Source organism: Salmonella sp. NW722 (assembly GCF_051702785.1).
GTDB lineage: Bacteria > Pseudomonadota > Gammaproteobacteria > Enterobacterales > Enterobacteriaceae > Salmonella > Salmonella enterica.
The window spans coordinates 801,191-827,463 of record NZ_JAMMIN010000001.1; the positions used below are offsets into that span (position 1 = coordinate 801,191).

Sequence of the window (26,273 nt, forward strand, 5' to 3'; positions counted from 1 at the left end):
AGCGTCGGCTGTATTGACGATTGGTTAATGTTTCCTGTGGTTCAATCTCGACAATCTTATGTCGCGGATTACGATCATGACACAGCTTACAGATAATACCTGGTACACTTCAGATTACATCTCTCCTTTACAATTATTTATTCGTCTGACGCGCGGGCAATTACAGCCAGGAAAATTCTGGCGTAAAGCCAGCTTTCGTCGCAAGTTTTTAATCCGCTCATTAGTCATGCCGCGTGCGACCAGCCAATTACTGACCAATCTCACCCAATGGCCGGAGTTAAATACGTTACTTGCTCGTCAGCCGCGTTTGCCTATTCGGCTACATCGTCCTTATATGGCTGTAAATATTAAACGCGATTTCGCCTTAGACGCTCTGTGTTTTCATTATCAACAGATGCGCCAACTTTTATCGCGGGAACAACAAGTTAGCTATTTAAGTCAGTATGGCCTGAATCTTGCTAAATTTGAAACTAAAACCGGCGAGTTGTTTCAACTTGATTTAGTCAGTCTGGTCTCACTGGATAAAGAAGGTGAAAGCACTATTGTTGTTCGCGACGCACAGTTACGTATTCTGGCAGAGATCACATTTACTCTGTGTCGCTTTAACCAACAACGCACACTATTTATCGGCGGATTACAGGGCGCGGCAAACGACGTCCCTCACGAAATTATCCAGCAGGCGACCAAAGCCTGCCATGGTCTTTTTCCCAAACGCATCGTGATGGAGGCTCTCTGTCAGTTTGCGCAAGTCTTTCAGGCAGAAAAGATTATAGCTGTGAGTAACGATGCGCACGTTTACCGTAGCTGGCGATACATGGATAAAAAGACGCAAATGCATGCCGACTATGACGCGTTTTGGGAATCGTTAGGCGGTGAAAGAATTAAAGGGAATTACTATACGCTACCGCTGGCGATCGCCCGAAAAAGCGAAGCGGAGATCGCCAGTAAAAAACGGGCCGAGTATCGCCGCCGCTATGCGTTACTCGATAGCGTCGTCGAACAGGTTCCGGCCACATTCAAACGTTAATCCGCCCGGCCCCGCGCCAGCCAAACCACACGCGAGAACATCTTTCTGAACAGCGGCGGCACGGCGTCAATTCCCCGCCGCCCGGCTTCCATCGCGACTTCAATCGCCAAATCCGGCTTTGACGAGCGGTGGATAGCTTTAGTGATAATTTTCCGGGTATTCATCGGCACATTAGGCGGAAGCTGCGCAACCCGGTGAAAAACATCGGCAAAGCCCTGACGATACATAAAATGTTCCATATCCAGCGCAGGCAGCGCCGTGAGATGTTCGCGTTCTTCTTCCCGATCGTTATTAAGCAGACTGCGGACCGTCGCGGCATATTTTTTCCCCGCTTCGTCGCCATCCACCAGGACATGCCACTCGATTCCCATACGGCGGGCGAACTTCACCAGCGGTTTCAGGCCAGACTGAGCAAACTCAATGACTTTAATGCCCTCCGCATCAAAATGATGTCCACACTGACGCGCCAGCTCATTAATAACCCAGGTTTCCGTCTCGCCTTCCACCAGTAGCCAGCAACGCGCAAACAGCGACGACGCGCGATTAAAGCGGATATGAAAGGCGATGCGCCGTCCATCTTCCGCGCTTAACCCGCCCGGGCCCAGACGCCAGGCGGCGACGCGGGAAGATTCGCGCACCAACCGTACGACATGCTCCACCGGCGTTAGCGAGAGCAATTCGCCTGAGTTGGTTGTCGCTATCCGCTGTAGCGGTAACAGATTGAGCAATTGCCAGGCAACTGAAAGCATAATGGGATGTAAACGGGTTTCCGGATCTTCCACCAGCAGTAATGGTCGTGCGTCTTTATGTAACCGCAGCGTCCCTTTCGCCTGTAACAGCGTGGAGAAAAGCCCCAGCAGGATCACCCGATGCGACCGGCTGCCCGGTTTGTCGATCATCCGATTAATAATATCCAGATAGCGCCAGCTACGCTGCTCATTTTGCGAACGCCGGCGCATGAGTCGGTGACGCGCCTGTCCTGCGCCCTGCTCTGAGAAATAGTGTTCAAGCAGTTGCACCATCGCGGACAGTCCCTGACGAATCTGCCCGTCGGTTAAATTTTGCGGCCGGGTCGCCAGCTCACGCGCCAGAAAATCCAGCTGTCGGGCCGTGACTTCAACATCCGGCACATTGGGCACCGTACCGTTGCGAATACGTCGCATAAAGCGCGCATCGCGCAAACGTAGCACTGGCATCAGACGAACCAGGTGGCGCACCTGATCGTTAATATTTTCCACCAGTAATGGCTGCCCATCGCTATTGAGAAAACTGCGCAGCGTCATCACGCTGCCATCGGCGCCGCATTCGCCCTCTAGCCGATAAAAAATACGGTGAAAATCATCCTCGCAAGGCGACCAGCATGCTTCCAGCGCTCGATAACGACGTACCCGATGCCGCCCTGGCTGCGTTTCGCGAAAAGTCAGAATAATATGCAGGTGATGCTCGCGTCCTTTTATGTCGCCAGGCGGAAACCAGAAATCCTCACGGACAAAATGGTAGAGATCGAGTTCCGGCGACAATAACAGAGTCAGCGCATCCAGCAGGCTGGATTTTCCCCAGGCGTTTTCCCCAATCAGCACGTTGTTTTGCTCCAGCATCAACGACAGTCGGTTGATACCGCGAAATCCTACTATTTCAACGCGTTCGAGAATCATGCTTCCTCCAGAAAAACGTCATCACTCCATAAAATTCACCGCAGTATAACGGCAAATGCGTCCGCCTGGCGTGATATTCCCCCCCTTTGCCTGGGGCAAATGTCTGATAAATGTACGGCTGACGGTGTCGCTTTACTGATAGTCTGGAATTCGGTAGTGTCATGTACGCTATTCAAACAATAAAAAAGGGCCCGGCTGTTCATGTTTTCAGGACTTTTAATCATTCTGGTTCCACTGATTGTGGGCTATCTCATTCCACTGCGACATAAAGCCGCATTACAACTCATTAACCGGCTACTGAGCTGGATCGTGTATCTTATTCTCTTTTTTATGGGAATAAGCTTGGCGTTTTTGGATAACCTCGCCAGTAATCTGGTGGCGATTTTTCATTATTCCGCCGTCAGTATTACGATTATTTTATTGTGTAATATCGCTGCCTTACTGTGGCTGGAACGTATCCTCCCGTGGCGTCACCATCATCAGCAGGAAAAACTGCCTTCGCGTATTGCCATGGCGCTGGAGTCGCTGCAACTGTGCGGCGTAGTGGTATTGGGGTTTGTTATCGGCCTGAGCGGACTCTCTGTTTTACAGCACGCCACCGAAGCCAGTGAATATACGCTGATCTTTTTATTGTTCCTGGTGGGGATTCAGCTACGAAATAGCGGCATGACCTTAAAGCAAATTGTGCTTAACCGCCGGGGAATGATGGTCGCGGTCGTTGTCGTGGCAAGCTCATTACTGGGCGGCGTGATTAATGCGTTTATCCTGGACTTACCGCTAAAAACCGCCCTGGCGATGGCGTCAGGTTTCGGCTGGTACTCTCTTTCCGGTATTTTGCTGACGGAGTCGTTTGGACCGGTTATCGGCAGCGCGGCATTTTTTAACGATCTGGCCCGCGAACTCTTAGCCATTATGCTTATTCCCGGCCTGGTTCGCCGCAGCCGTTCAACGGCGTTGGGCCTGTGCGGAGCGACCTCAATGGACTTTACGTTGCCGGTATTACAGCGCTCCGGCGGCGTAGAGATTGTTCCGGCGGCTATCGTACATGGCTTTATCCTCAGCCTGCTGGTCCCCCTCTTAATGGCGTTCTTCTCGGCCTGATACCTCTTTGGCGGTAGGCATCTGCCGCCAAAATTGCGCTAAATCAATCTCCTTGCACATTATGGCAGAAATCCCTTTTATCCCTTTGTTCACAGGCATAACCTTAAACATGTATATTAAATATAACTTTAAAAGGTGTGACCATGTTTTGTGTGCAATGTGAACAAACCATCCGTACACCAGCCGGAAACGGCTGCTCCTACGCGCAGGGAATGTGCGGTAAAACAGCTGAAACGTCCGATCTGCAGGATCTGCTGATTGCGGCTTTGCAAGGTTTGTCTGCCTGGGCGGTGAAGGCCCGTGAATATGGCATCATTAATCACGACGTTGATAACTTTGCGCCGCGCGCGTTTTTCTCCACGCTGACCAATGTTAACTTCGACTCTCCGCGTATCGTCGGCTACGCCCGTGAAGCGATTGCCTTGCGTGAAGCGTTGAAAGCGCAGTGCCTGAGCGTAGATGCCAATGCGCATTGCGACAATCCGATGGCCGATCTGCAACTGGTTAGCGACGATCTGGGCGAACTGCAACGTCAGGCGGCGGAATTTACCCCGAATAAAGACAAAGCCGCCATTGGCGAGAACATCCTCGGCCTGCGTCTGCTGTGCCTGTACGGTCTGAAAGGCGCGGCGGCGTATATGGAGCACGCGCACGTTCTCGGTCAATACGACAACGACATTTACGCGCAGTACCACAAAATCATGGCCTGGCTGGGCACCTGGCCTGCTGACATGAACGCGCTGCTGGAGTGCGCAATGGAAATCGGCCAGATGAACTTCAAAGTGATGAGCATTCTGGATGCCGGTGAAACCACCAAATACGGTCACCCAACGCCGACTCAGGTCAACGTCAAAGCGACTGAAGGCAAGTGCATTCTGATCTCCGGTCATGATCTGAAAGATCTCTACAACCTGCTGGAGCAGACCGAAGGCACCGGCGTTAACGTCTACACTCACGGTGAAATGCTGCCCGCACATGGCTATCCGGAACTGCGTAAATTCAAGCATCTGGTCGGTAACTACGGCAGCGGCTGGCAGAATCAGCAGGTCGAGTTCGCCCGCTTCCCGGGCCCAATCGTGATGACTTCTAACTGCATTATCGACCCGACCGTGGGCAGCTATGACGACCGTATCTGGACCCGTAGCATCGTCGGCTGGCCGGGCGTTAGCCATCTTGAAGGTGATGACTTCGGGCCGGTCATTGCCCAGGCGCAGCAGATGGCGGGCTTCCCGTATAGCGAAATTCCGCATCTCATCACCGTCGGTTTTGGCCGTCAGACCCTGCTCGGCGCTGCCGATACGCTCATCGATCTGGTCAGCCGTGAAAAACTGCGCCACATCTTCCTGGTCGGCGGCTGTGACGGCGCGCGCGGCGAGCGTAACTACTTTACCGATTTCGCCACCAGCGTACCGGATGACTGCCTGATCCTGACCCTGGCGTGCGGTAAATACCGTTTCAACAAACTGGAGTTCGGCGACATCGAAGGGCTGCCGCGTCTGGTCGATGCCGGTCAGTGTAACGATGCTTACTCCGCGATTATCCTGGCGGTGACGCTGGCGGAAAAACTGGGCTGCGGCGTCAACGATCTGCCGCTATCGCTGGTGCTCTCCTGGTTTGAGCAGAAAGCGATCGTGATTCTGCTGACGCTGCTGTCATTAGGCGTGAAAAATATTATCACCGGGCCGACCGCGCCGGGCTTCTTCACGCCGGATTTGCTGGCTATCCTCAACGAGAAGTTCGGTCTGCGCTCCGTGACCACTGTTGAAGAAGACATGAAGCAATTGCTGAGCGCGTAAGGAGGTCAATGATGACGATGCCAACCTCACAGTGTCCCTGGCGAATGCAGGTGCATCACATCCGTCAGGAGACACCGGATGTATGGACAATTGCGCTATTATGCCATGATTACTACCCTTACCGCGCCGGGCAGTATGCGCTGGTGAGCGTGCGTAATTCAGCGGAAACGCTGCGCGCCTACACCCTTTCGTCTACGCCGGGCGTCAGTGAATATATCACGCTGACCGTTCGTCGGATTGAAGATGGCACGGGTTCACAGTGGTTGACCCATGACATCAAGCGCGGCGATTACATCTGGCTGTCTGATGCAATGGGCGATTTTACCTGTGACGATAAAACAGAAGATAAGTTTCTGCTGCTCGCCGCCGGTTGTGGCGTAACGCCAATCATGTCGATGCGTCGCTGGCTGGCAAAATACCGCCCGCAGGCCGATGTGCAGGTCATCTTTAACGTCCGTTCGCCGGATGATGTGATTTTTGCCGACGAGTGGCGACAGTATCCGGTCACGCTAGTGGCGGAAAATCATGCCACGGAAGGTTTTGTCGCGGGCCGTCTGACCACGGAATTGTTACAGCGCGTACCGGATTTGGCATCGCGCACCATCATGACCTGCGGCCCGGCGCCCTATATGGATTTCGTCGAACAGGGAGTGAAAGCGCTTGGCGTAACGCGCTTCTTTAAAGAGAAGTTCTTCACGCCGGTGGCGGAAACGGCAACCAGCGGCCTGAAATTCACCAAGCTACAGCCAGCGCAGGAATTCTATGCTCCGATCGGTACGACGCTGTTGGAGGCGCTGGAGAGTAACAAAGTACCGGTTGCCGCTGCCTGTCGGGCAGGTGTTTGCGGCTGCTGTAAAACCAAAGTCGTTTCCGGCGACTATACGGTGAGCAGCACCATGACGCTGAGCGAGGCGGAGATTGCCGAAGGTTACGTACTGGCCTGCTCCTGCCATCCGCAGGGCGATCTTGTTCTCGCATAATCGGTAAACGTTCCATCGTAGGCCCGGTAAGCGTTAGCGCCACCGGGCGATTTACCACTCGCTTCATCCTTTCGCCCCTCTCTTCGCCAAAGAAAAACGTCATCGTCATCTTCAACTAAACTTGTAACCGTTATCACATTTAAGGAGATGGAGAACCATGAAACAAACCGTTGCTGCTTTTATCGCCAAAACGCTGGAACAGGCTGGCGTAAAACGAATCTGGGGCGTCACTGGCGATTCCCTGAACGGCCTGAGCGATAGCCTTAATCGTATGGGAACCATTGAATGGATGCCAACCCGCCACGAAGAGGTCGCCGCTTTCGCCGCCGGCGCACAAGCGCAGCTTACCGGCGAGCTGGCAGTGTGCGCCGGTTCATGTGGACCGGGCAACCTGCACCTGATCAATGGCCTGTTTGATTGCCACCGTAACCACGTCCCTGTTCTGGCGATCGCCGCCCATATTCCGTCCAGTGAAATCGGCAGCGGTTATTTCCAGGAGACCCACCCGCAGGAGTTGTTCCGTGAATGCAGCCACTATTGCGAGTTGGTTTCCAGCCCGGAGCAGATCCCGCAGGTACTCGCCATCGCCATGCGCAAAGCGGTGTTAAATCGCGGCGTCTCCGTGGTCGTACTGCCGGGTGACGTGGCGCTGAAACCCGCGCCTGAAAACGCCGTCACCCATTGGTACCATGCCCCGCTCCCCGTCGTCACGCCGGCGGAGGAAGAGCTGAAAAAACTGGCGCAACTGCTGCGCTACTCCAGCAATATCGCATTGATGTGCGGTAGCGGCTGCGCGGGCGCGCATGAGGAGTTGGTCGCGTTGGCGGCAAAACTAAAAGCGCCAATCGTTCATGCCCTGCGCGGCAAAGAGCACGTTGAGTACGATAACCCTTATGATGTGGGAATGACCGGCCTGATTGGCTTCTCTTCTGGCTTCCACACCATGATGAACGCCGATACGCTGATCCTGCTCGGCACCCAGTTCCCCTACCGCGCCTTTTATCCGAGCGATGCCAAAATCATTCAGATTGACATCAACCCGGGCAGTATTGGCGCGCACAGCAAAGTCGACATGGCGCTGGTGGGCGATATTAAAGCCACGCTTCGCGCCCTGCTGCCGCTGGTGGAAGAAAAAAGCAATCGTAAATTCCTCGATAAAGCTCTGGAGCACTATCGGGACGCCCGTAAGGGACTTGATGACTTAGCCAAACTCAGCGACAAAGCCATCCATCCGCAATATCTGGCGCAACAAATTAGCCATTTCGCCGCTGACGACGCTATTTTTACCTGCGATGTCGGCACGCCGACCGTCTGGGCGGCCCGCTATCTAAAAATGAACGGCAAGCGCCGCCTGCTGGGCTCGTTTAACCACGGGTCAATGGCCAACGCCATGCCGCAGGCGCTCGGCGCTCAGGCCACCGCGCCGGGTCGGCAGGTTATCGCGATGTGCGGTGATGGCGGCTTCAGTATGCTGATGGGCGATTTTCTCTCGGTGGTACAGATGAAGCTGCCGATAAAAATCGTCGTCTTTAATAACAGCGTGCTGGGCTTTGTGGCGATGGAAATGAAAGCCGGCGGCTACCTTACCGACGGTACCGAACTGCACGACACCAATTTCGCGCGTATCGCCGAAGCCTGCGGCATTACCGGTATTCGCGTGGAAAAAGCCGCAGACGTGGACGGTGCGCTACAGCGCGCGTTTTCCATTGACGGCCCGGTACTGGTTGACGTGGTCGTGGCAAAAGAAGAGCTGGCGATCCCGCCGCAGATCAAACTGGAACAAGCGAAAGGCTTTAGCCTGTACATGCTACGCGCCATTATTAGCGGCCGCGGCGATGAAGTGATCGAACTGGCGAAAACGAACTGGCTAAGGTAAAACAGTGCACATCACCTTTTAAAATCCAGGGATGTGCCATGATTGATTTACGCAGTGATACCGTTACCCGACCGGGCCGCGCCATGCTCGAGGCGATGATGACCGCCCCGGTCGGGGACGACGTATACGGCGATGACCCTACTGTTAACGCCCTTCAGCGCTACGCCGCCGACCTTTCCGGTAAAGAAGCGGCGCTTTTTTTACCCACCGGCACCCAGGCCAATCTGGTCGCGCTGCTTAGCCATTGTGAACGCGGCGAAGAGTATATCGTCGGTCAGGGCGCGCATAATTATCTCTATGAAGCTGGCGGCGCGGCGGTGCTCGGCAGCATTCAGCCGCAGCCTATCGACGCCGCCGCGGACGGTACGCTGCCGCTGGAGAACGTGGCGGCGAAGATTAAAGCGGATGACATCCACTTCGCGCGCACGCGCTTGCTCAGTCTGGAAAATACGCATAACGGGAAAGTGCTGCCGCGCGCGTATCTGAAAGACGCCTGGACGTTTACCCGCGAACGTGGGCTGGCGCTGCACGTTGACGGCGCCCGAATTTTTAACGCGGTGGTTGCCTACGGCTGTGAGTTAAAAGAAATTTCGCAGTATTGCGACTCTTTTACCATCTGCCTGTCAAAAGGTCTCGGGACGCCGGTCGGTTCGCTGCTGGTCGGCAACCGCGACTACATTAAACGCGCGACGCGCTGGCGTAAAATGGTCGGCGGCGGAATGCGTCAGGCCGGGATTCTGGCAGCGGCCGGACTGTATGCGCTGAAGCATAACGTGGCGCGTCTGCAAGAGGATCATGATAACGCCGCCTGGCTGGCGCAGCAGCTTCGGGAAGCGGGCGCGGAGGTCATGCGCCACGAAACGAATATGCTGTTTGTTCGCGTTGGCGAAGCACAGGCCGCCGCGCTTGGCGACTATTTGCGGGAACGGAATATCCTGATTAACGCCGCGCCGATTGTGCGTCTGGTGACGCATCTGGATGTCTCTCGCGAACAGCTTGCCGACGTCGTCGCCCACTGGCGCGCCTTTTTAGCCCGCTAAGGAGAGCAATGTGGCGCAACGCATTCTGGTTCTCGGCGCCAGCGGCTATATCGGCCAGCACCTGGTCTTTGCGCTAAGTCAGCAAGGGCATCAGGTGCGGGCGGCGGCGCGACGCGTCGAACGTCTGGAAAAACAGCGCCTCGCCAACGTCAGTTGTCATAAGGTCGATCTGCACTGGCCGGAAAATTTACCCGCGCTGCTTCGCGACATTGATACCGTTTACTATCTGGTACACGGCATGGGCGAAGGCGGCGATTTTATCGCCCATGAGCGTCAGGCGGCGCTCAACGTGCGCGACGCGCTGCGCCAGACGCCGGTTAAACAACTTATTTTCCTCAGTTCATTGCAGGCGCCGACGCATGAGCAATCCGATCACCTGCGCGCCCGCCAGCTTACGGCTGACACGCTGCGCGACGCAGGCGTACCGGTGACGGAATTACGCGCCGGGATCATCGTCGGCGCAGGCTCCGCCGCCTTCGAAGTCATGCGTGACATGGTTTACAACCTGCCAATACTCACGCCGCCGCGCTGGGTGCGTTCGCGCACCACGCCCATCGCTCTGGAAAATTTACTCTACTACCTGGTCGGCTTGCTGGACCACCCTGCGCACGAGCATCGTATTCTGGAAGCCGCCGGGCCGCAGGTATTAAGCTATCAGCAGCAGTTTGAACGTTTTATGGCCGTCAGCGGTAAACGGCGTCCGCTGATCCCGGTGCCTTTTCCGACCCGCTGGATTTCGGTCTGGTTTTTAAACGTCATTACCTCCGTGCCGCCGACTACCGCAAAAGCCTTAATTCAGGGGTTAAGGCACGATTTGCTGGCCGATGACGCCGCGTTAAAAAAGTTGATCCCCCAAACGCTTATCACCTTTGACGACGCCGTTCGCCGCACGCTGAAAGAAGAAGAAAAACTGGTGAACTCCAGCGACTGGGGCTACGACGCGCTGGCCTTCGCCCGCTGGCGTCCCGAATACGGCTATTTTCCAAAGCAGGCGGGCTTTACCGCGCAGACCCCGGCCAGCCTATCGGCGCTATGGCAGGTCGTAAATCGGCTGGGTGGCAAAGAGGGCTATTTTTTCGGCAATATTTTGTGGCAGACGCGCGCCGCGATGGACCGTCTGGTGGGGCATAAACTGGCGAAAGGCCGCCCGTCGCATACCTTGCTCAAGCCTGGCGATACGGTAGATAGCTGGAAAGTGATCATTGTCGAACCAGAAAAACAGCTCACGCTCTTGTTTGGCATGAAAGCGCCGGGTCTGGGGCGGCTTAGCTTCACGCTGCACGATAAAGGCCGCTACCGCGAAATTGACGTGCGCGCCTGGTGGCATCCACACGGAATGCCGGGCCTGATTTACTGGCTACTGATGATCCCGGCGCACCTGTTTATTTTCCGGGGAATGGCAAGGCGTATTGCCCGACTTGCAGAACAAATCACAGAAAAATGAGAAAAAGTTGCTGTATTCTTTCGTGTTTCCCATTGCATACCGACGTAATTCACGGAAGAATGCGCACGACGGTTTATTAAACACAGTGGATTGATATGAAGGTACTGGTTACCGGCGCCACCAGCGGCTTAGGTCGAAACGCGGTTGAATTTTTGCGCAATAAAGGCATCAGCGTCAGAGCGACGGGTCGCAATGAAGCGATGGGCAAGCTGCTTGAAAAAATGGGCGCGGAATTCGTCCATGCGGATTTAACCGAACTGGTCTCCTCGCAGGCTAAAGTGATGCTCGCCGGGATCGACACGTTGTGGCACTGCTCCAGCTTTACCTCGCCCTGGGGAACCCAACAAGCTTTCGATCTGGCGAATGTTCGCGCCACCCGCCGCCTGGGAGAATGGGCGGTCGCCTGGGGCGTGCGCAATTTTATTCATATCTCCTCTCCCTCACTCTATTTTGATTACCACCATCACCGTGATATCAAAGAGGATTTCCGTCCGCATCGGTTTGCCAATGAGTTCGCCCGCAGTAAAGCCGCCGGTGAAGAGGTGATTAATCTGCTGGCGCAGGCCAATCCGCAAACACGTTTTACGGTGTTGCGTCCGCAAAGCCTGTTTGGCCCACACGATAAAGTATTTATCCCACGTCTGGCGCATATGATGCACCATTACGGTAGCGTCTTATTACCGCACGGGGGCAGCGCGCTGGTCGATATGACCTACTATGAAAATGCGATCCACGCCATGTGGCTGGCCAGCCAGCCGGACTGCGATCATCTGCCTTCTGGCCGCGCTTATAACATCACTAACGGCGAAAACCGCACCTTACGCAGCATCGTACAAAAGTTAATTGATGAACTGACTATCGACTGCCGCATTCGCTCTGTGCCTTACCCGATGCTGGATATGATCGCCCGCAGTATGGAACGCTTCGGCAAAAAATCCGCCAAAGAGCCCCCGCTAACGCATTACGGCGTGTCAAAACTGAATTTTGATTTTACGCTCGATACGACTCGCGCGCAGGACGAGCTGGGCTACCAGCCCATCGTCACGCTGGACGAAGGCATTGAGCGCACCGCCGCCTGGCTGCGCGATCACGGAAATTTACCGCGTTAATCCTGGCCGTACTTCTCCAGTAATGCTTCGGCAATCGCCTGCGTTTCGGCATCTGCGATACCGTTCCATTGCGCCGGACGGAAGTGCATCTGGAACGCCATAATCACCCGCTGTTGCTCGCGCGCCGTCATATCGGCTTTGACTTCATAGCCATAGCGCGAGAGTAACGCAAGCACCGTTGCGGTATCGACTGGCGTATACGGCGCGCGTCCAGCCAGATAAAACGCCACACGCTGGGCGTCAGGCCAGGCGCCAATCCCCTGCGCCGCCAGCTCGCGCCACGGGAAGCGCGGGCCGGGATCGTCTTTACGCTGCGGCGCGATATCCGCATGGGCCACCACATTCTGTGGTTTGATGTCATAGCGCGCGATAATGTCCTTCGCTAACGGAATCAATGCCTGAATTTGCGCGGATTCAAACGGCGCGAAAGATTTCACCCCGCCGGACATTCGCCAGCCGCGATTTTCCAGCTCAATGCCAATAGACGTATCATTGAGACGCGTGGCGCCTCGCCAGAAACTGACGCCCGCATGCCAGGCCTGATCCTGTTCCGGCACCAGTTGCCAGATGCGCGGTTTACCGCCATATAATGGCGGGGTTGCGGGAATCAGGTAATGCGAACTGACGTTGCGGCCCGTTAACGTCGCCAGCGAAACGTCAAAGTTTTCCGCCGTATAGTGAATCACCAGGACTTTAATGCGCGGATAGGCCGCCTGCGCCCGATGTCGGGTATCAAGCTGATATCCCTCTTTATCGATAATTCCTTTTTCGCTCGCGCAGCCTGTTAACAGCAACGCGAGACCCACCAGCCACAGTAGCGCTCTCATCGGCGCGTTTTCACCGCCGTTCCGCTGACGCTGACCATCAGCATACTGCCATCCTTGCCGACAGTTTCGTAATCAATATCGATGCCTACCACCGCATCGGCGCCCAACGCTTTAGCCTGCTCGCCAAGTTCCTGAAAAGCGATTTCACGCGCTTTACGCAGCTCTTTCTCATACGCGCCGGAACGTCCGCCGACGATATCCCGAATGCCGGCGAAAAAATCGCGGAAAATATTGGCGCCTAAAATGGCTTCGCCCGTTACCACACCGCAATACTCCACGATGCTTTGTCCTTCCAGCGTTGGGGTTGTTGAAAACTGCATAGTGAATCTCCCGGGTTAGCTAAGCACACGATCTCAAACGCATTATCAAGCTGATACGCTATCATTGAAAGGATATAATTGATTATCGTAGATCGGTTTTTGCTCGATCGCCTATAAGGAAATCATCATGCGCTATTCTAAACTCTCTTTGCTCATCCCGTGCGCGCTTCTGCTTAGCGCCTGTACGACCGTCACTCCCGCCTACAAAGATAATGGCCCGCGTATCGGCGCGTGTGTGGAAGGCGGCCCGGACAGCGTGGCTCAACAATTTTACGACTACCGTATTCAACACCACAGCAATGATATCGCCGCGCTTCGCCCCTACTTGAGTGATAACCTGGCGAAATTGTTGACCGACGCCAGCCGCGATACGGAGCACCGCCAGTTGATGAGCGGCGATCTGTTCTCCAGCCGCGCTACGCTGCCGGATAGCGCCAACGTCGCCAGCGCATCAACCATTCCGAACCGAGATGCGCGCAATATTCCTCTGCGGGTGGCGTTAAAACAGGGCGATCAAAGCTGGCAGGATGAAGTGCTTATGATTCACGAAGGCTCATGCTGGGTGATTGACGACGTTCGCTATCTGGGCGGAGATGTCCATGCCCCTGCCGGTACGCTGCGCCAGTCGATAGAAAACCGTTAACAGCCAGTATTCCCCCGCTTTTGCACCCATAACCCCGTAAATTGTCTGGCATTCTGCCCGGGATGCCGACAATTCTTCTTACCTACTATTCCTCCTGCTATTTTGTGCTATGTTTAGGGAAGAATGTGGGATATATTTAACTTTTAACGCATAAATATTGCATAACTATTCTGCGAAAGGTACTATCTGCGGCTTCAATAGCTATCAGACTGCCTGTATACGAGTGTCAATGAGTATTCAATTAAACGGCATTAATTGCTTTTACGGCGCGCATCAGGCGCTGTTCGATATCACGCTGGATTGCCCCGAAGGCGAAACGCTGGTGTTGCTTGGCCCAAGCGGGGCGGGTAAAAGTTCGCTGCTGCGTGTACTCAATCTGCTTGAGATGCCGCGCTCCGGCACTCTGACTATCGCCGGGAACCATTTTGACTTTACGAAAACGCCGTCCGATAAGGCGATTCGTGAGCTACGTCAAAATGTCGGAATGGTCTTTCAGCAATATAATCTTTGGCCACATCTCACCGTTGTGCAGAATCTGATTGAAGCGCCCTGCCGCGTACTGGGTCTGACAAAAGATCAGGCGCTGGCGCGCGCAGAAAAGCTGCTGGAGCGTTTACGTCTGAAGCCATATAGCGATCGTTATCCGTTGCACCTTTCCGGCGGTCAGCAGCAGCGCGTCGCGATTGCCCGCGCGCTGATGATGGAGCCGCAGGTGCTGCTGTTTGATGAACCGACCGCCGCGCTGGACCCGGAAATTACCGCTCAAATCGTCAGCATTATTCATGAGCTGGCGGAAACGAACATTACTCAGGTGATCGTTACGCATGAAGTCGAAGTGGCGCGTAAGACCGCCAGTCGTGTGATTTATATGGAAAATGGTCACATCGTCGAGCACGGTGATGCGGGTTGCTTTGCCCACCCTCAGACCGAAGCGTTCAAAAACTATCTCTCTCACTAAGATTCGGGACAATGACAATGAAAAAAGTTCTGATTGCCGCGCTAATTGCAGGCTTTAGCCTTTCCGCTACAGCAGCCCAGACCATTCGTTTTGCGACCGAAGCGTCCTATCCGCCGTTCGAATCGATGGATGCTAATAACAAGATTGTCGGCTTTGACGTCGACCTGGCCAACGCGCTATGTAAAGAGATCGACGCCTCCTGTACCTTTACCAATCAGGCGTTCGACAGCCTGATCCCCAGCCTGAAATTCCGCCGCTTCGACGCTGTAATGGCGGGAATGGATATCACGCCGGAACGTGAAAAGCAGGTGCTGTTTACCACGCCATATTACGACAACTCCGCGCTGTTCGTGGGTCAGCAGGGCAAATACACCAGCGTCGATCAACTGAAAGGCAAGAAAGTCGGCGTACAGAACGGTACGACGCACCAGAAATTCATCATGGATAAGCATCCGGAAATCACCACCGTACCGTATGACAGCTATCAGAACGCGAAGCTGGATCTACAAAATGGCCGTATCGACGCTGTTTTCGGCGACACGGCGGTCGTGACCGAATGGCTGAAAGCCAATCCTAAGCTGGCGCCGGTCGGCGATAAAGTCACCGATAAAGATTATTTCGGCACCGGCCTGGGTATCGCGGTACGTCAGGGCAACACCGAGCTGCAGCAGAAATTCAATACTGCGCTGGAAAAAGTGAAGAAAGATGGGACTTACGAGACCATCTATAACAAATGGTTCCAGAAGTAATCTTTGATGAACGAATTTTTTCCTTTAGCAAGCGCCGCCGGGATGACCGTCGGCCTTGCCGTCTGTGCGCTGATCATTGGCCTCGCGTTAGCCATGTTCTTTGCCGTCTGGGAGTCCGTAAAATGGCGCCCGATTGCCTGGATAGGCTCCGCGCTGGTCACTATTTTGCGCGGCCTGCCGGAAATTCTGGTGGTGCTGTTTATCTATTTCGGCTCCTCGCAACTCCTGCTTACGCTGTCTGACGGGTTTACCCTCCATCTCGGCTTTACGCAGATCCCGGTGCAAATGGAGATTGAGAACTTTGACGTCAGTCCGTTCCTGTGCGGCGTGATTGCGTTGTCCCTGCTGTATGCGGCCTATGCGTCGCAGACGCTACGCGGCGCGCTGAAAGCCGTTCCGTCTGGTCAGTGGGAGTCGGGTCAGGCACTGGGATTATCAAAGACGGCGATTTTTTTCCGTCTGGTGATGCCGCAGATGTGGCGTCACGCCCTGCCAGGGCTGGGTAATCAGTGGCTGGTGTTGCTAAAAGATACGGCTCTGGTCAGCCTTATCAGCGTTAACGATCTGATGTTGCAGACCAAAAGTATTGCCACACGCACCCAGGAACCGTTTAACTGGTACATTATTGCGGCGGCTATTTACCTGGTCATTACGCTGATCAGTCAGTACATTCTCAAACGCATAGACCTGCGCGCGACACGTTTTGAGCGGAGGCCGGACTAATGCTTGAGTACTTACCTGAACTGCTAAAAGGGCTACACACCAGCCTGACGCTGACCGTGGCTTCTATTGCCGTCGCTTTGGTGCTGGCGTTAGTTTTTACCATTATCCTGACGCTAAAAACGCCGTTCGTGGTGTGGCTGGTGCGCGGCTATATCACGTTGTTTACCGGTACGCCGTTGTTGGTGCAAATTTTCCTGATCTACTACGGACCCGGTCAATTCCCGACACTGCAAGAGTATCCGCTACTCTGGCATCTACTGTCTGAACCGTGGCTGTGCGCACTGATCGCGTTGTCGCTAAACAGCGCCGCTTACACAACGCAGCTATTTTATGGTGCGATTCGCGCGATTCCGGAAGGTCAGTGGCAGTCCTGTGGCGCGCTGGGGATGAGTAAGAAAGATACGCTGGCGATTTTGTTGCCCTATGCGTTTAAACGCGCCCTCTCCTCCTATTCTAATGAGGTGGTACTGGTCTTCAAAAGTACCTCGCTGGCCTATACCATCACCTTGATGGAAGTCATGGGGTACAGTCAGTTGCTCTATGGTCGTACCTACGATGTGGTGGTATTTGGCGCGGCAGGCGTAATTTACCTGGTCGTCAACGGTCTATTGACGCTGATGATGCGTTTGATTGAGCGTAAAGCCCTGGCGTTTGAGCGGCGCAATTAACCCGGCAGGATAAGGCATTCTCGCCGCCGTTCGACAATGGTCAGATGGCGCTGCGCTTATCAAACCTACGATGCATAATATTGAATAAACCCGACGGACAAGTGGTTAACCTGTCCGTCTTTTTTTATCCATTTCAAAATATTTAATCATTTTTATTGCATATAAATTCAATTGATGGCATTGTAAATCTATGCCGCAGACACGGCGCATAATCATAAGATTACGGGAGTGACATCATGAAAAAGTTAGTTCTGGCTGCATTACTCGCCTCTTTCGCCACTGGCAGCATCGCCGCTGAAAAAATCAATTTCGGGGTTTCCGCCACCTATCCCCCGTTTGAATCCCTGGATGCGAGTAATAAAATTGTGGGCTTCGATATCGATCTGGCAACCGCATTATGCAAGCAAATGCAGGCAGAATGTACTTTTACCAATCATGCTTTCGATAGTCTTATCCCGGCGCTGAAATTCAGAAAATATGATGCCGTCATTTCCGGAATGGACATTACCCCGGAGCGCAGTAAGCAGGTCGCCTTTAGCAATCCCTATTATGCGAACTCCGCGCTGGTGATTGCCAAAAAAGACACCTATAAAACCTTTACCGATCTAAAAGGTAAGCGTATCGGTATGGAAAATGGCACCACGCATCAAAAATATCTCCAGGATAAACATCCGGAGGTCAAAACCGTGGCCTACGACAGCTACCAGAATGCGATTATCGACCTGAAAAATGGCCGTATTGACGGCGTCTTTGGCGATACCGCAGTGGTCAATGAGTGGCTGAAAACGAATCCGCAACTGGGTCCGGCAACAGAGAAAGTGACCGATCCGCAATACTTCGGTACCGGACTTGGCATCGCGGTGCGCCCGGACAATAAGGCGTTGCTGGAAAAACTGAATAATGCGCTGGCCGCCATTAAAGCGGACGGCACTTATCAGAAAATCAGCGATCAGTGGTTCCCGCAGTAAGACGTATGTGATTAGCCCACCGTGTTGCGAAATGGCAGTATAAATACCTTATTCAGCCCACGGGCCGCCATCGGAAACTATCCTGGCCTGATAAGCGCAGCGCCATTGAGCATTCTACAGTTTGTCATCAGTCTCAAACGCCTGCATCAACAGGCGATTCGGACTAATACTTGCCGGGTGACGCTAACGCGCACCCGGCTTACAACATTGTTACGTTTTTAGACAACATCCAGACCCAGACGGCGATACTGCTCCGCCGGAGCATCATTTTCTTTCATCAAACGGATAAGTAAGTTGATCATCCTTGCTTCGATGGCCTCATCATGAATAGGATGTTGCTGCTGCGGATCGTCTCTGAGATCAAACAAAAGATGACCAAAGCTATTCACACCTTTATATTTTTCCCTGGCCGGAATACGTAATACCTGAAGCCCTTTAGTAAAGTTAAACGGAGGTGCCAGAGATAATTTTCCCAGTTCATCCACATCATAACGCGCATTCATCTTGATCGGCATTAACGTGTAGTTCGCAATGTCATGCTCACGCCCCGGCTGCGCGGCCCGCATATAAACATAGCGTCCGTCGGTAACATTAACATGTCCGCTAAACACGCCAAACAGCGCGCCTTCCCTGACGGGTTCATCACTGGCAATGACTTTCGCCAGCGGTTGGCCCTGCATATCTGCGGGAATAGGTTGCTGAAAATAATCCAGTAGCGTTGGCGCCCAGTCAATCATCTGCACCAGCGACTGCCGTCGCGCTCCGCATACCGCGCTGCGCGGGTCCCAGATAAACAGCGGGTTATTCGCCACCTCGTTATAATAGGGCATTTGATTTTTAGCCCACCAACCGTGCTCCCCCAGCAAGAAGCCGTGATCGGTACCGACAATCAGCATCGTATCGCGCCAGAGATCGTGTTCATCCATCAGATCAAGGATACGTCCAAGATTACGGTCGCACATGGAAACCAGGGCCCGATAACGACAGCGAATATGCGCTATCGCCTCCTCGCTTTCACTGACTTTGCCGCGCGGCCAGTCATAATGTGGGCCTTGCCACTCATCGTCATAGAGCGATAAATATTCCTCGGTGGTATAAAACGGCTCATGCGGATCGAACGTCTCAACCTGCAATAACCAGTTATCTTCGGCATGATTTTTATGGATAAAATCGCACCCTGCGTCAAAAACTTTCGTCTGGGGAAAATCGGCTTCCTGCTGGATGTATTCGCGGTTCGCCCAGTCATGACGCCATAGCCCGGAAACGCCGCCTCCGGTTTGTTTTTGTGGAACGCGCAGTACTTCCGGAATGGGCGGCTCGCCAACACTTGCCTTCCAGTGATCGCCCTCCTGACCGCGTACTACGTCCCAGGAGCTATAGCGGTTATGGTAGTTACCGCCGCCGTCTTCCCAGTAATGCAGATGATCGCTGATAAGATGGGTGTAGATCCCCGCTTTTTTCAATAATTCCGGCATGGAATCATCAAAGGGTTCCAGCGGCCCCCACTCACGATGCAGGAAATTATAGCGCCCGGTGTGCAGTTCCCGACGGGCTGGCATACAGGGCATACTGCCGACATAACTATTGTCAAAGGTGGCGGCATGTGCCGCCAGGCGTTGAAAGTTAGGCGCTTTCGTTAGCAAATCACCATAGGGCGGCAAATAGTTTTTATTCAGACTGTCAAACAGCAGAATAATCGCTTTCATGACTCACCCTCATTTGTTGAGCAGGTGCGGAAAATTTTTCTCTACCACATCGTAAATCTGTTTACCTATTGATTCGCCATCCATGATATTTTCAATGGGAATGAGATATTGTCCGTGTTTAGGATCGAGGCTAACGACATCAAGCAATTTTTTCGAAATCGCATAAATATCTGCCCAGTCGGTAAATCCACCGACCTCTCCCGCTGCCGTATGCTCCATATCAAAAGAGAAGTCATATTTTGCTAACGCTTTTTTAACAACAGTCTGTAACATTACGCTACTGCCTACACCATAACCGCATACGAATAAAATATTTACAGAATCTTTCATAATAAAATCCTTTATATAAACCGAATCAATTAAATGGAATAAGGACCAAGATGGAACGTTGAAGCAATAAATTTCAGTAATTCACAAATTGCAGGCCACAGAGTCGCCCAGTCAAATATTCCCGTCCAGCCCACGCCTTCTTTTGCCAGCCCGGTTAAAGGAATGGCCCATACCGTACCGAAAGTCTGAATAATCCCTAACAGGAAAGTACAAATAATAACGGAACGATATCCCCCCATTCGGTTGGCTAATACGCCGATGGGACCGCCGGAAAAGAAGAGCGGAACAAAACCAGGCAATACCATAATAGGGCTATGGATGAGCAGCAGAATGCCCATGGAAAAAATCGTGCCGAAGGTACAAAAGACGAATCCCAGCGTGGCCGCGTTCGGCGAAAAAGGTAATAAAGCAGCAACATCCACAGCCGGTATGGCGTTAGGAATAAAGCGATCCTGCCATCCTTTAAACGAACCGTTAATTTCACCAACCATCATCCGCACGCCCTGCAGCAAGATGACCATATACATAGAGAATTGCAGGCCCAGATTGATGATATAGATATACCAGGGTTTGCCTTTCGCCATTAACTGTACGTTATCGATCCCTGTCGCCAATAGAAAACCGCCAACGAAGAGCGTCATCACAATGGCGATTGCCGTCACGTTGTGGTTAAAAATGGCTAACCAACCGGGAAGTTTCAGGTTTTCGGCGTCATGCTTTTCCGGATCGCCGAATTTATGCGCGAATTTCGAGAAAAACCACAGTCCCAGCATCTGGTTATGCGCAATGGTAAAACCGGCGTTATTGGTCACTTTGGCGATGGGTTTAACAATAAGTGTAGTTGAAAACGCCCAAAAGACCCCGGTCAATACCCCGGCAATTACAATGGATTGTACCCAACCGAACCCCAGCCAGAAGACGATTAACCACAGTACCGCCTGTGAATGAGAGACCCCGGTATTACCGGTAAGAAATATACCTTTTGCGCCGGTATAACGGCCAAATAAAACTAATAACAGGTTAGTAAAAAACGCCAGTACAAAAACGTATCCTACATAGCCGAAATTATCGCCCAGCGCTATTTGCGTCGCGGCTTTCATGGCGTATGAATCCATTAAGTATCCATGCACGCCATAAGCCTTGCTGACTGCCTCTGCAACCGGTTTAAAAGTGGCTGAAAATTGAAAGCCGCCAAATAACACCATCATCAAACCGACCATCGCGCTGATCATACCGGTGATAATTTTTATAGGCGTCTTTTTATCCAGCGCATAGCCAACACCGACTAATATCCCAATTAATATTGCCGGTTCAGTTAAAAACGTTTGAATAACATCTATAAATTTGGCAAACATCGTCTGAACGCCCTCCATAAGCGTGCCTATTCGTTGTCATGATTGACCCCTTTACTGACGTTACGTATTGCTTCGCTGATGCTATTGAAAGTTACCCGATAAACCACCTTGTCTGATTTTGCCTTACACGCACTGTAATAATCAAAAGTAGTCATTAAAAGATTTAAAGTGATTATTTGTGATTTGATTTGCAAAAATAGGATAATACATAAATACAATCAATTGAATTAAATAATCAATTGATTGTATTTATTATTTTTATGAAATAGTTAAGGGATAACAATAAATACTGTGAATATATTATATTGACCTGCGCAGTAACGCTAAAACCTCATAATGCGCGGTATGCGGGAACATATCGAAAAGCTGAACACGTTGAATACGGTAGTTCGGCAGATGACGAATATCCTGCGCCATCGTCTGCGCGTTACAGCTCGAATAAATAATAAAACGCGGCGCCATTTGTGCAAGGTAATCGCACAACGGCTTGCCAATGCCGCGGCGGGGAGGATTCACCAACACCAGATCGGGCGTTTCGCCTTGTGCGGTGGCGAATTGAGTGGAATCCAGCGCCTGGAAATGAAGGCGGGTCAATCCCAGCTCGGCAGCGGATTGCTTCGCGCAGGCAATCGCCTCCGGCGCGATCTCAATACCGGTTAATTGCATCTGCGGCGTCGCGCAGTGCAGGCCGAATCCGCCCACTCCGCAAAAAAGATCCCACATATGGCGTACCGGCAGTTGTCCTACCCAATCGCGCGCCGTTGCATATAATCGGCTGGCGACCGTAGGGTTGGTCTGAAAGAAACTTTGCGGGCGAATCCACAGCGGCACATCGTTAAAACGTTCCGCCAGCGCCTGCTGATCCGTCAGATAGATTTCCGTCTCCCCTTCCATAATCGCCATATGTACCGGCTGAATATTTGCGGTGATCACTCTGAGCTGCGGCAGTTGCGCGCGCAGCCACGGTAACGCCGCGCGCAGTTGCGTAAGTTTGGTTTCTGAACGCAACACGAAGCGTAGCATCATACCGCCATCGAACTGGCTTTCCGTCAGCAACAGGTATTTCAGTTCGCCGCGTTTTCGCGCCACGTTATAAGGCGTGAGTCCGGCACGGGCAATAAAAGGTTTTAGCGCGCTGAATACGGGGGCAAAGGAGGCGGGATACAGCGGGCAGCCGCAAAGATCGACCGGCGTACCGTCGCGATGCAGCATCCCGAAGAGCGGTTTTTCTACACTACCGCTCACAACCATTTTCGCTTTGTTGCGGAAATGCTGTTCCGGGCCGCCAATCGGCGCGCACCACTGTTCAACAGGCAGCCCGGCCAGCAAACGATGTAAATCGGCTGTTTTTGCGGAAAGTTGTTCGTTAACCGACTGCGTAATCCATTGACAGGAACGGCAGCGACCCGCGTCATAGAGTGCGCACTGCATACCAAAAAACCTTCATATTATCCGGGGCGACGATTATACACATTATTGCAGCCGGAAGAACCGACGGCTGGGAGCGGGAATAAACAGCAGAAACAGAATTAAAAGATCGGGGAGTTTTTGCATGACCAGGGAATGCAGGATATCACGCTTCGATTCTCCCGCGATGCTAAACAACTCCGGATACCCGTAGCCTAACGACGCCGCCCACAGATATCCGCTCACAATAATTTGTGTCGCCAGGTACACCCAGCGCGCCCAGCTACGGCCTTTCACCAGCGAAAACGCACAATAAATTTCAATAAAGACCAGCACTAAGCTGGCCAGAAAGACCAGGGTTAAGCTCCACGTCTGCACGCTGCGATGAATAAACTCGCCCATCCCGCGTATGCCGAGGGTATTCATAATCATCAGCACATCGAGACCGCGAATCAAAATAATCGCCATAGCCGCAACCTGCACCAGCGTAGGCACATTTAAACGGGCATGTGATGAGGTTGATTGCTTTATAAATCCCAATGAATGTCTTCCCTGAAAATGATGCCGCGACCCGCGCGGCAACGCATTGCCATAGTGGAAGATTTTAGTGGCTTCAGCCGCGTCTTGCACGCTGGATATCGCGAATCCGCTGTTTTTCCGCTCGCGCCATCAGGTACCATGCAATAAATCCGACGATTCCTACCACGCCGAGGATTAACGTCGCCAGCGCGTTGATTTCCGGGTTCACGCCCATGCGCACGCTGGAGAAAACCAGCATCGGTAGCGTGGTGGCGCCGGGACCGGAAACGAAGCTGGCAATCACCAGATCGTCAAGGGAAAGCGTAAAGGCCAACAGCCAGCCCGAGATCACCGCTGGCATGATCATCGGTAATGTAATGACAAAAAAGACCTTTAACGGCGCCGCGCCAAGATCCATCGCCGCCTCTTCAATCGAACGATCCAGTTCGCGTAATCGCGAAGCGATCACCACTGCCACATAAGCGGTACAGAAAGTGACGTGCGCCAACCAGATGGTCAGCATCCCGCGATCGGAGGGCCAGCCGATAGCATGACCGAGCGCGACAAACAGCAGCAGCAGCGACAGCCCGGTAATCACATCCGGCATCACCAGCGGCGCGGTGATCATAAACGCAAAGCCGTTTGCGCCGCGAAATCGTCCAAATCGCACCATCACCACCGCGGCGATAGTACCGAGCACCACCGCCATCGTCGCCGCGCAGGCGGCAATTGTCAGGCTTAGTCCCACTGCGCTCATCATGGCGGTATCCCGAAAGAGCTCGCCATACCAGCGCGTCGACCATCCCGCCCACACCGTCACCAGCTTCGAACTGTTAAACGAGTAAATCACCAACATTAACATCGGCGCATAGAGAAAAGTAAACCCCAGCACCAGAATCAGAATGCGCCAGGGCGAGCGAACGACCGGTAAGTTATTCATCCATGCTCCCCCACACTTTTTTGCTGATGTTTATGGAACCACATGATCGGTACTATCAGCAGCAGCAACATAATAATGGCGACCGCAGAAGCAACCGGCCAGTCGCGGTTATTGAAAAACTCCTGCCACAGGACGCGACCAATCATGATACTGTCCGGCCCGCCAAGCAGTTCCGGGATCACGAACTCGCCCACCGCCGGGATAAAAACCAGCATCGAGCCGGCGATGATTCCGCCTTTGGTGGGCGGGACAATGATGCTAAAAAATGTTTTCAGCGGTCGGGCGCCGAGATCCAGCGACGCTTCCACCAGCGAATAATCAATACGCGTTAATGCGGTATAAATGGGCAGAACCATAAACGGCAGATACGCATAAACAATGCCGATATAGACGGCCAGGTTAGTGTGCAGGATCGTCAGCGGCTGATCGATAACCCCTAGCCACAGCAACACATTGTTCAGCACACCGTTGTTTTTCAAAATGCCCATCCAGGCATAGACGCGTATTAAAAAAGACGTCCACGAGGGCAGGATCACCAACAGCAGCAGGATATTGCGCGTGGAGGGCTTGCTGTGCGCCACCGCCCACGCCAGCGGGTAGCCCAGCAGCAGGCAGCAGATTGTGGAAATACCGGCAATTTGTAACGATTGCAGATAGGCTTCGAAATAAAGCGGATCGTCGGTCAGTTGCAAAAAATTACCGAGATTGAGCGTAATCGACAACTGACCGTCAGCCCATTCCAGCAGATCGGTATACGGCGGGATCGCCCGCGCCATTTCCGCCAGGCTTATCTTAAAGACGATAAGAAACGGCAGTAAAAACAGCAGAATGAGCCAGATATAAGGCAAAGCAATAACCAGCTTACGCCCATGTTTCATTTGCATTCGCGCCAACCATAGCGCCGCGCCGCCAGGTTTACTGATGCGTGCCGGAGGTTCAAGTGTGCTCATGTTTCCCCCTTATACCGTCAGGACCACGCAGCTATCCGCTTCCCAGCACAAACGCACTTCATCGCCCCAGGTCGGTAACCCTTTCCGGTAACGGTGCGCATTCTGCAGTTGAGCGCTGATCATCTGCCCGCTTTTTAGCCGCACATGATAAATAGACAGATCGCCGAGATACGCAATATGCGCCACTTCGCCGACGGCGAAATTATAGCCATCGGCAGGCGGCGACTCACAGAGCATGATTTTTTCCGGACGTAGCGCCACATATACCGGCACATTATCAACGACAGAGGCATCTGCATCGACTTTTAACGGATGAACCAAACCGGGCGCGTCAATGACCAGACCATCCTCTTCACGCGCTTTCAGTAAGCCCTCAAAAACATTTACCGATCCGATAAATTCGGCGCTGTAGCGGGTCGTCGGATGCTCGTAAATCTCCTCCGGTTCGCCAATTTGCACAAATTTTCCACGGTTCATGATGGCAATGCGCCCCGCCATCGTCATCGCTTCTTCCTGATCGTGCGTCACCATGACGCAGGTCACGCCGACGCGCTCAAGGATATCCACCACTTCAAGCTGCATCCGGTCGCGTAATTTTTTATCCAGCGCGCCCATCGGTTCATCCAACAAGAGCAGCTTAGGACGTTTCGCCAGGCTGCGCGCCAGGGCCACGCGCTGACGCTGACCGCCGGAAAGCTGATGCGGCTTACGTTTCGCAAACTCCTGCATGTGCACCAGACCCAGCATCTCATTGACGCGGCTGGTAATCTCCGCCTTCGGCAGTTTGTCCTGCTTCAGACCAAAAGCGATGTTCTGCTCTACCGTCATATGCGGAAACAACGCATAGGACTGAAACATCATATTAATCGGACGCTGATACGGCGGAACATGCGCCAGATCGACGCCGTCGAGCATAATTTGCCCGCTGCTCGGCGGTTCAAAACCTGCCAGCATCCGTAGCAGAGTCGATTTTCCACAACCTGACGCGCCCAGCAGGGCAAAAATCTCGCCTTTATAGATAGTCAGACTGACATCATCGACAGCATGTTGCCCGTCGAATGACTTCGTCAGGTTGCGAATTTCCAGAAGCGGCGTCAGCGCTTTACGGGTTTTCACCTGCGGGCGGTGGGGGACATCATTCACAAGGCGCTCTCCGGCATAACACAATCAAACGATACAAAC

25 protein-coding genes are annotated in these 26,273 nt (G+C 53.1%); 14 read left to right on the forward strand and 11 right to left on the reverse strand.

Annotated elements, in window-relative coordinates:
- Positions 1–76: 76 nt before the first annotated feature.
- Entirely contained in the window at positions 77–1,027 is a 951-nt protein-coding gene (locus NA330_RS03940; protein ID WP_001519667.1) for a VirK/YbjX family protein, read from the forward strand.
- On the opposite strand, the gene NA330_RS03945 is transcribed toward NA330_RS03940, so the two are convergent.
- Positions 1,024–2,682 (reverse strand): ATP-dependent endonuclease, encoded by a 1,659-nt coding sequence (locus NA330_RS03945; protein ID WP_000599765.1) that lies wholly within the window; start codon positions 2,680–2,682, stop codon positions 1,024–1,026. The two genes, NA330_RS03940 and NA330_RS03945, sit on opposite strands and share 4 nt — an antisense overlap.
- A 201-nt stretch (positions 2,683–2,883) precedes the next feature.
- Between NA330_RS03945 and NA330_RS03950 the strand changes: the two genes are divergently transcribed.
- From NA330_RS03950 to NA330_RS03980, 7 genes are all read left to right on the forward strand, one after another.
- Positions 2,884–3,783, forward strand: coding sequence for a lysine exporter LysO family protein (locus NA330_RS03950; protein ID WP_000491118.1), 900 nt, complete (start codon positions 2,884–2,886; stop codon positions 3,781–3,783).
- Positions 3,784–3,926: 143 nt separating this feature from the next.
- Complete coding sequence (hcp, locus tag NA330_RS03955; RefSeq protein WP_000458784.1) at positions 3,927–5,579, forward strand: hydroxylamine reductase; 1,653 nt, start codon at positions 3,927–3,929, stop codon at positions 5,577–5,579.
- Positions 5,580–5,590: 11 nt separating this feature from the next.
- A complete protein-coding gene (gene hcr, locus NA330_RS03960) occupies positions 5,591–6,559 on the forward strand; it encodes an NADH oxidoreductase (protein ID WP_000178698.1) in 969 nt (322 codons plus the stop codon).
- Between the two features lie 157 nt (positions 6,560–6,716).
- Complete coding sequence (poxB, locus tag NA330_RS03965; protein ID WP_001728981.1) at positions 6,717–8,435, forward strand: ubiquinone-dependent pyruvate dehydrogenase; 1,719 nt, start codon at positions 6,717–6,719, stop codon at positions 8,433–8,435.
- Between the two features lie 38 nt (positions 8,436–8,473).
- Entirely contained in the window at positions 8,474–9,475 is a 1,002-nt protein-coding gene (gene ltaE, locus NA330_RS03970) for a low-specificity L-threonine aldolase (RefSeq protein WP_017440907.1), read from the forward strand.
- A gap of 10 nt (positions 9,476–9,485) precedes the next feature.
- On the forward strand, positions 9,486–10,919 hold the full coding sequence (locus tag NA330_RS03975; protein ID WP_000079013.1) for an SDR family oxidoreductase: 1,434 nt from the start codon (positions 9,486–9,488) through the stop codon (positions 10,917–10,919).
- 95 nt (positions 10,920–11,014) lie between these two features.
- Positions 11,015–12,028: an NAD-dependent epimerase/dehydratase family protein gene (locus NA330_RS03980; protein ID WP_017440906.1), complete on the forward strand. Its 1,014-nt coding sequence runs from the start codon at positions 11,015–11,017 to the stop codon at positions 12,026–12,028.
- On the opposite strand, the gene NA330_RS03985 is transcribed toward NA330_RS03980, so the two are convergent.
- On the reverse strand, positions 12,025–12,855 hold the full coding sequence (locus NA330_RS03985; protein WP_001202293.1) for an N-acetylmuramoyl-L-alanine amidase: 831 nt from the start codon (positions 12,853–12,855) through the stop codon (positions 12,025–12,027). The two genes, NA330_RS03980 and NA330_RS03985, sit on opposite strands and share 4 nt — an antisense overlap.
- Complete coding sequence (locus tag NA330_RS03990; RefSeq protein WP_001160725.1) at positions 12,852–13,175, reverse strand: heavy metal-binding domain-containing protein; 324 nt, start codon at positions 13,173–13,175, stop codon at positions 12,852–12,854. The genes NA330_RS03985 and NA330_RS03990 overlap by 4 nt, the downstream gene beginning before the upstream one ends.
- A gap of 127 nt (positions 13,176–13,302) precedes the next feature.
- Here NA330_RS03990 and NA330_RS03995 point away from each other — a divergent pair, with 127 nt between their 5' ends.
- From NA330_RS03995 to artJ, 6 genes are all read left to right on the forward strand, one after another.
- A complete protein-coding gene (locus NA330_RS03995) occupies positions 13,303–13,818 on the forward strand; it encodes a lipoprotein (RefSeq protein ID WP_001270724.1) in 516 nt (171 codons plus the stop codon).
- 229 nt (positions 13,819–14,047) lie between these two features.
- Positions 14,048–14,776: an arginine ABC transporter ATP-binding protein ArtP gene (artP, locus tag NA330_RS04000; protein ID WP_000027186.1), complete on the forward strand. Its 729-nt coding sequence runs from the start codon at positions 14,048–14,050 to the stop codon at positions 14,774–14,776.
- A gap of 17 nt (positions 14,777–14,793) precedes the next feature.
- Positions 14,794–15,525: an arginine ABC transporter substrate-binding protein ArtI gene (gene artI, locus NA330_RS04005; protein WP_000756586.1), complete on the forward strand. Its 732-nt coding sequence runs from the start codon at positions 14,794–14,796 to the stop codon at positions 15,523–15,525.
- Positions 15,526–15,531: 6 nt separating this feature from the next.
- Positions 15,532–16,248, forward strand: a complete 717-nt coding sequence (gene artQ, locus NA330_RS04010) for an arginine ABC transporter permease ArtQ (protein WP_001001677.1) — start codon at positions 15,532–15,534, stop codon at positions 16,246–16,248.
- The gene (gene artM, locus NA330_RS04015; RefSeq protein WP_000895396.1) at positions 16,248–16,916 is read left to right on the forward strand and encodes an arginine ABC transporter permease ArtM; all 669 of its coding nucleotides are present in this window, start codon (positions 16,248–16,250) and stop codon (positions 16,914–16,916) included. Before artQ ends, artM begins: the two co-directional genes overlap by 1 nt.
- A 236-nt stretch (positions 16,917–17,152) precedes the next feature.
- Positions 17,153–17,884 carry an arginine ABC transporter substrate-binding protein ArtJ gene (artJ, locus tag NA330_RS04020; protein ID WP_000737538.1) on the forward strand — a complete coding sequence of 244 codons (732 nt, stop codon included), beginning with the start codon at positions 17,153–17,155 and terminating at the stop codon, positions 17,882–17,884.
- A 218-nt stretch (positions 17,885–18,102) separates the two neighbouring features.
- Here the strand turns inward: artJ and NA330_RS04025 are convergent, their stop codons facing one another.
- The 8 genes from NA330_RS04025 to potG all read right to left on the reverse strand — a co-directional run bounded on the left by NA330_RS04025 (position 18,103) and on the right by potG (position 26,234).
- Positions 18,103–19,590 (reverse strand): sulfatase, encoded by a 1,488-nt coding sequence (locus tag NA330_RS04025; protein WP_000644020.1) that lies wholly within the window; start codon positions 19,588–19,590, stop codon positions 18,103–18,105.
- 9 nt (positions 19,591–19,599) lie between these two features.
- A complete protein-coding gene (locus tag NA330_RS04030) occupies positions 19,600–19,920 on the reverse strand; it encodes a PTS sugar transporter subunit IIB (RefSeq protein ID WP_000655399.1) in 321 nt (106 codons plus the stop codon).
- Between the two features lie 29 nt (positions 19,921–19,949).
- On the reverse strand, positions 19,950–21,293 hold the full coding sequence (locus tag NA330_RS04035; protein WP_000399323.1) for a PTS sugar transporter subunit IIC: 1,344 nt from the start codon (positions 21,291–21,293) through the stop codon (positions 19,950–19,952).
- Positions 21,294–21,575: 282 nt separating this feature from the next.
- Positions 21,576–22,706: a 23S rRNA (uracil(747)-C(5))-methyltransferase RlmC gene (gene rlmC / locus NA330_RS04040; RefSeq protein ID WP_001149776.1), complete on the reverse strand. Its 1,131-nt coding sequence runs from the start codon at positions 22,704–22,706 to the stop codon at positions 21,576–21,578.
- 42 nt (positions 22,707–22,748) lie between these two features.
- Positions 22,749–23,222, reverse strand: coding sequence for a YbjO family protein (locus NA330_RS04045; protein ID WP_001668047.1), 474 nt, complete (start codon positions 23,220–23,222; stop codon positions 22,749–22,751).
- Positions 23,223–23,295: 73 nt separating this feature from the next.
- Complete coding sequence (gene potI / locus NA330_RS04050) at positions 23,296–24,141, reverse strand: putrescine ABC transporter permease PotI (protein WP_001061629.1); 846 nt, start codon at positions 24,139–24,141, stop codon at positions 23,296–23,298.
- Positions 24,138–25,091, reverse strand: a complete 954-nt coding sequence (potH, locus tag NA330_RS04055; protein ID WP_023242443.1) for a putrescine ABC transporter permease PotH — start codon at positions 25,089–25,091, stop codon at positions 24,138–24,140. Before potH ends, potI begins: the two co-directional genes overlap by 4 nt.
- Positions 25,092–25,100: 9 nt before the next feature.
- Positions 25,101–26,234 carry a putrescine ABC transporter ATP-binding subunit PotG gene (gene potG / locus NA330_RS04060; RefSeq protein WP_001000698.1) on the reverse strand — a complete coding sequence of 378 codons (1,134 nt, stop codon included), beginning with the start codon at positions 26,232–26,234 and terminating at the stop codon, positions 25,101–25,103.
- Between the last annotated feature and the right edge of the window lie 39 nt (positions 26,235–26,273).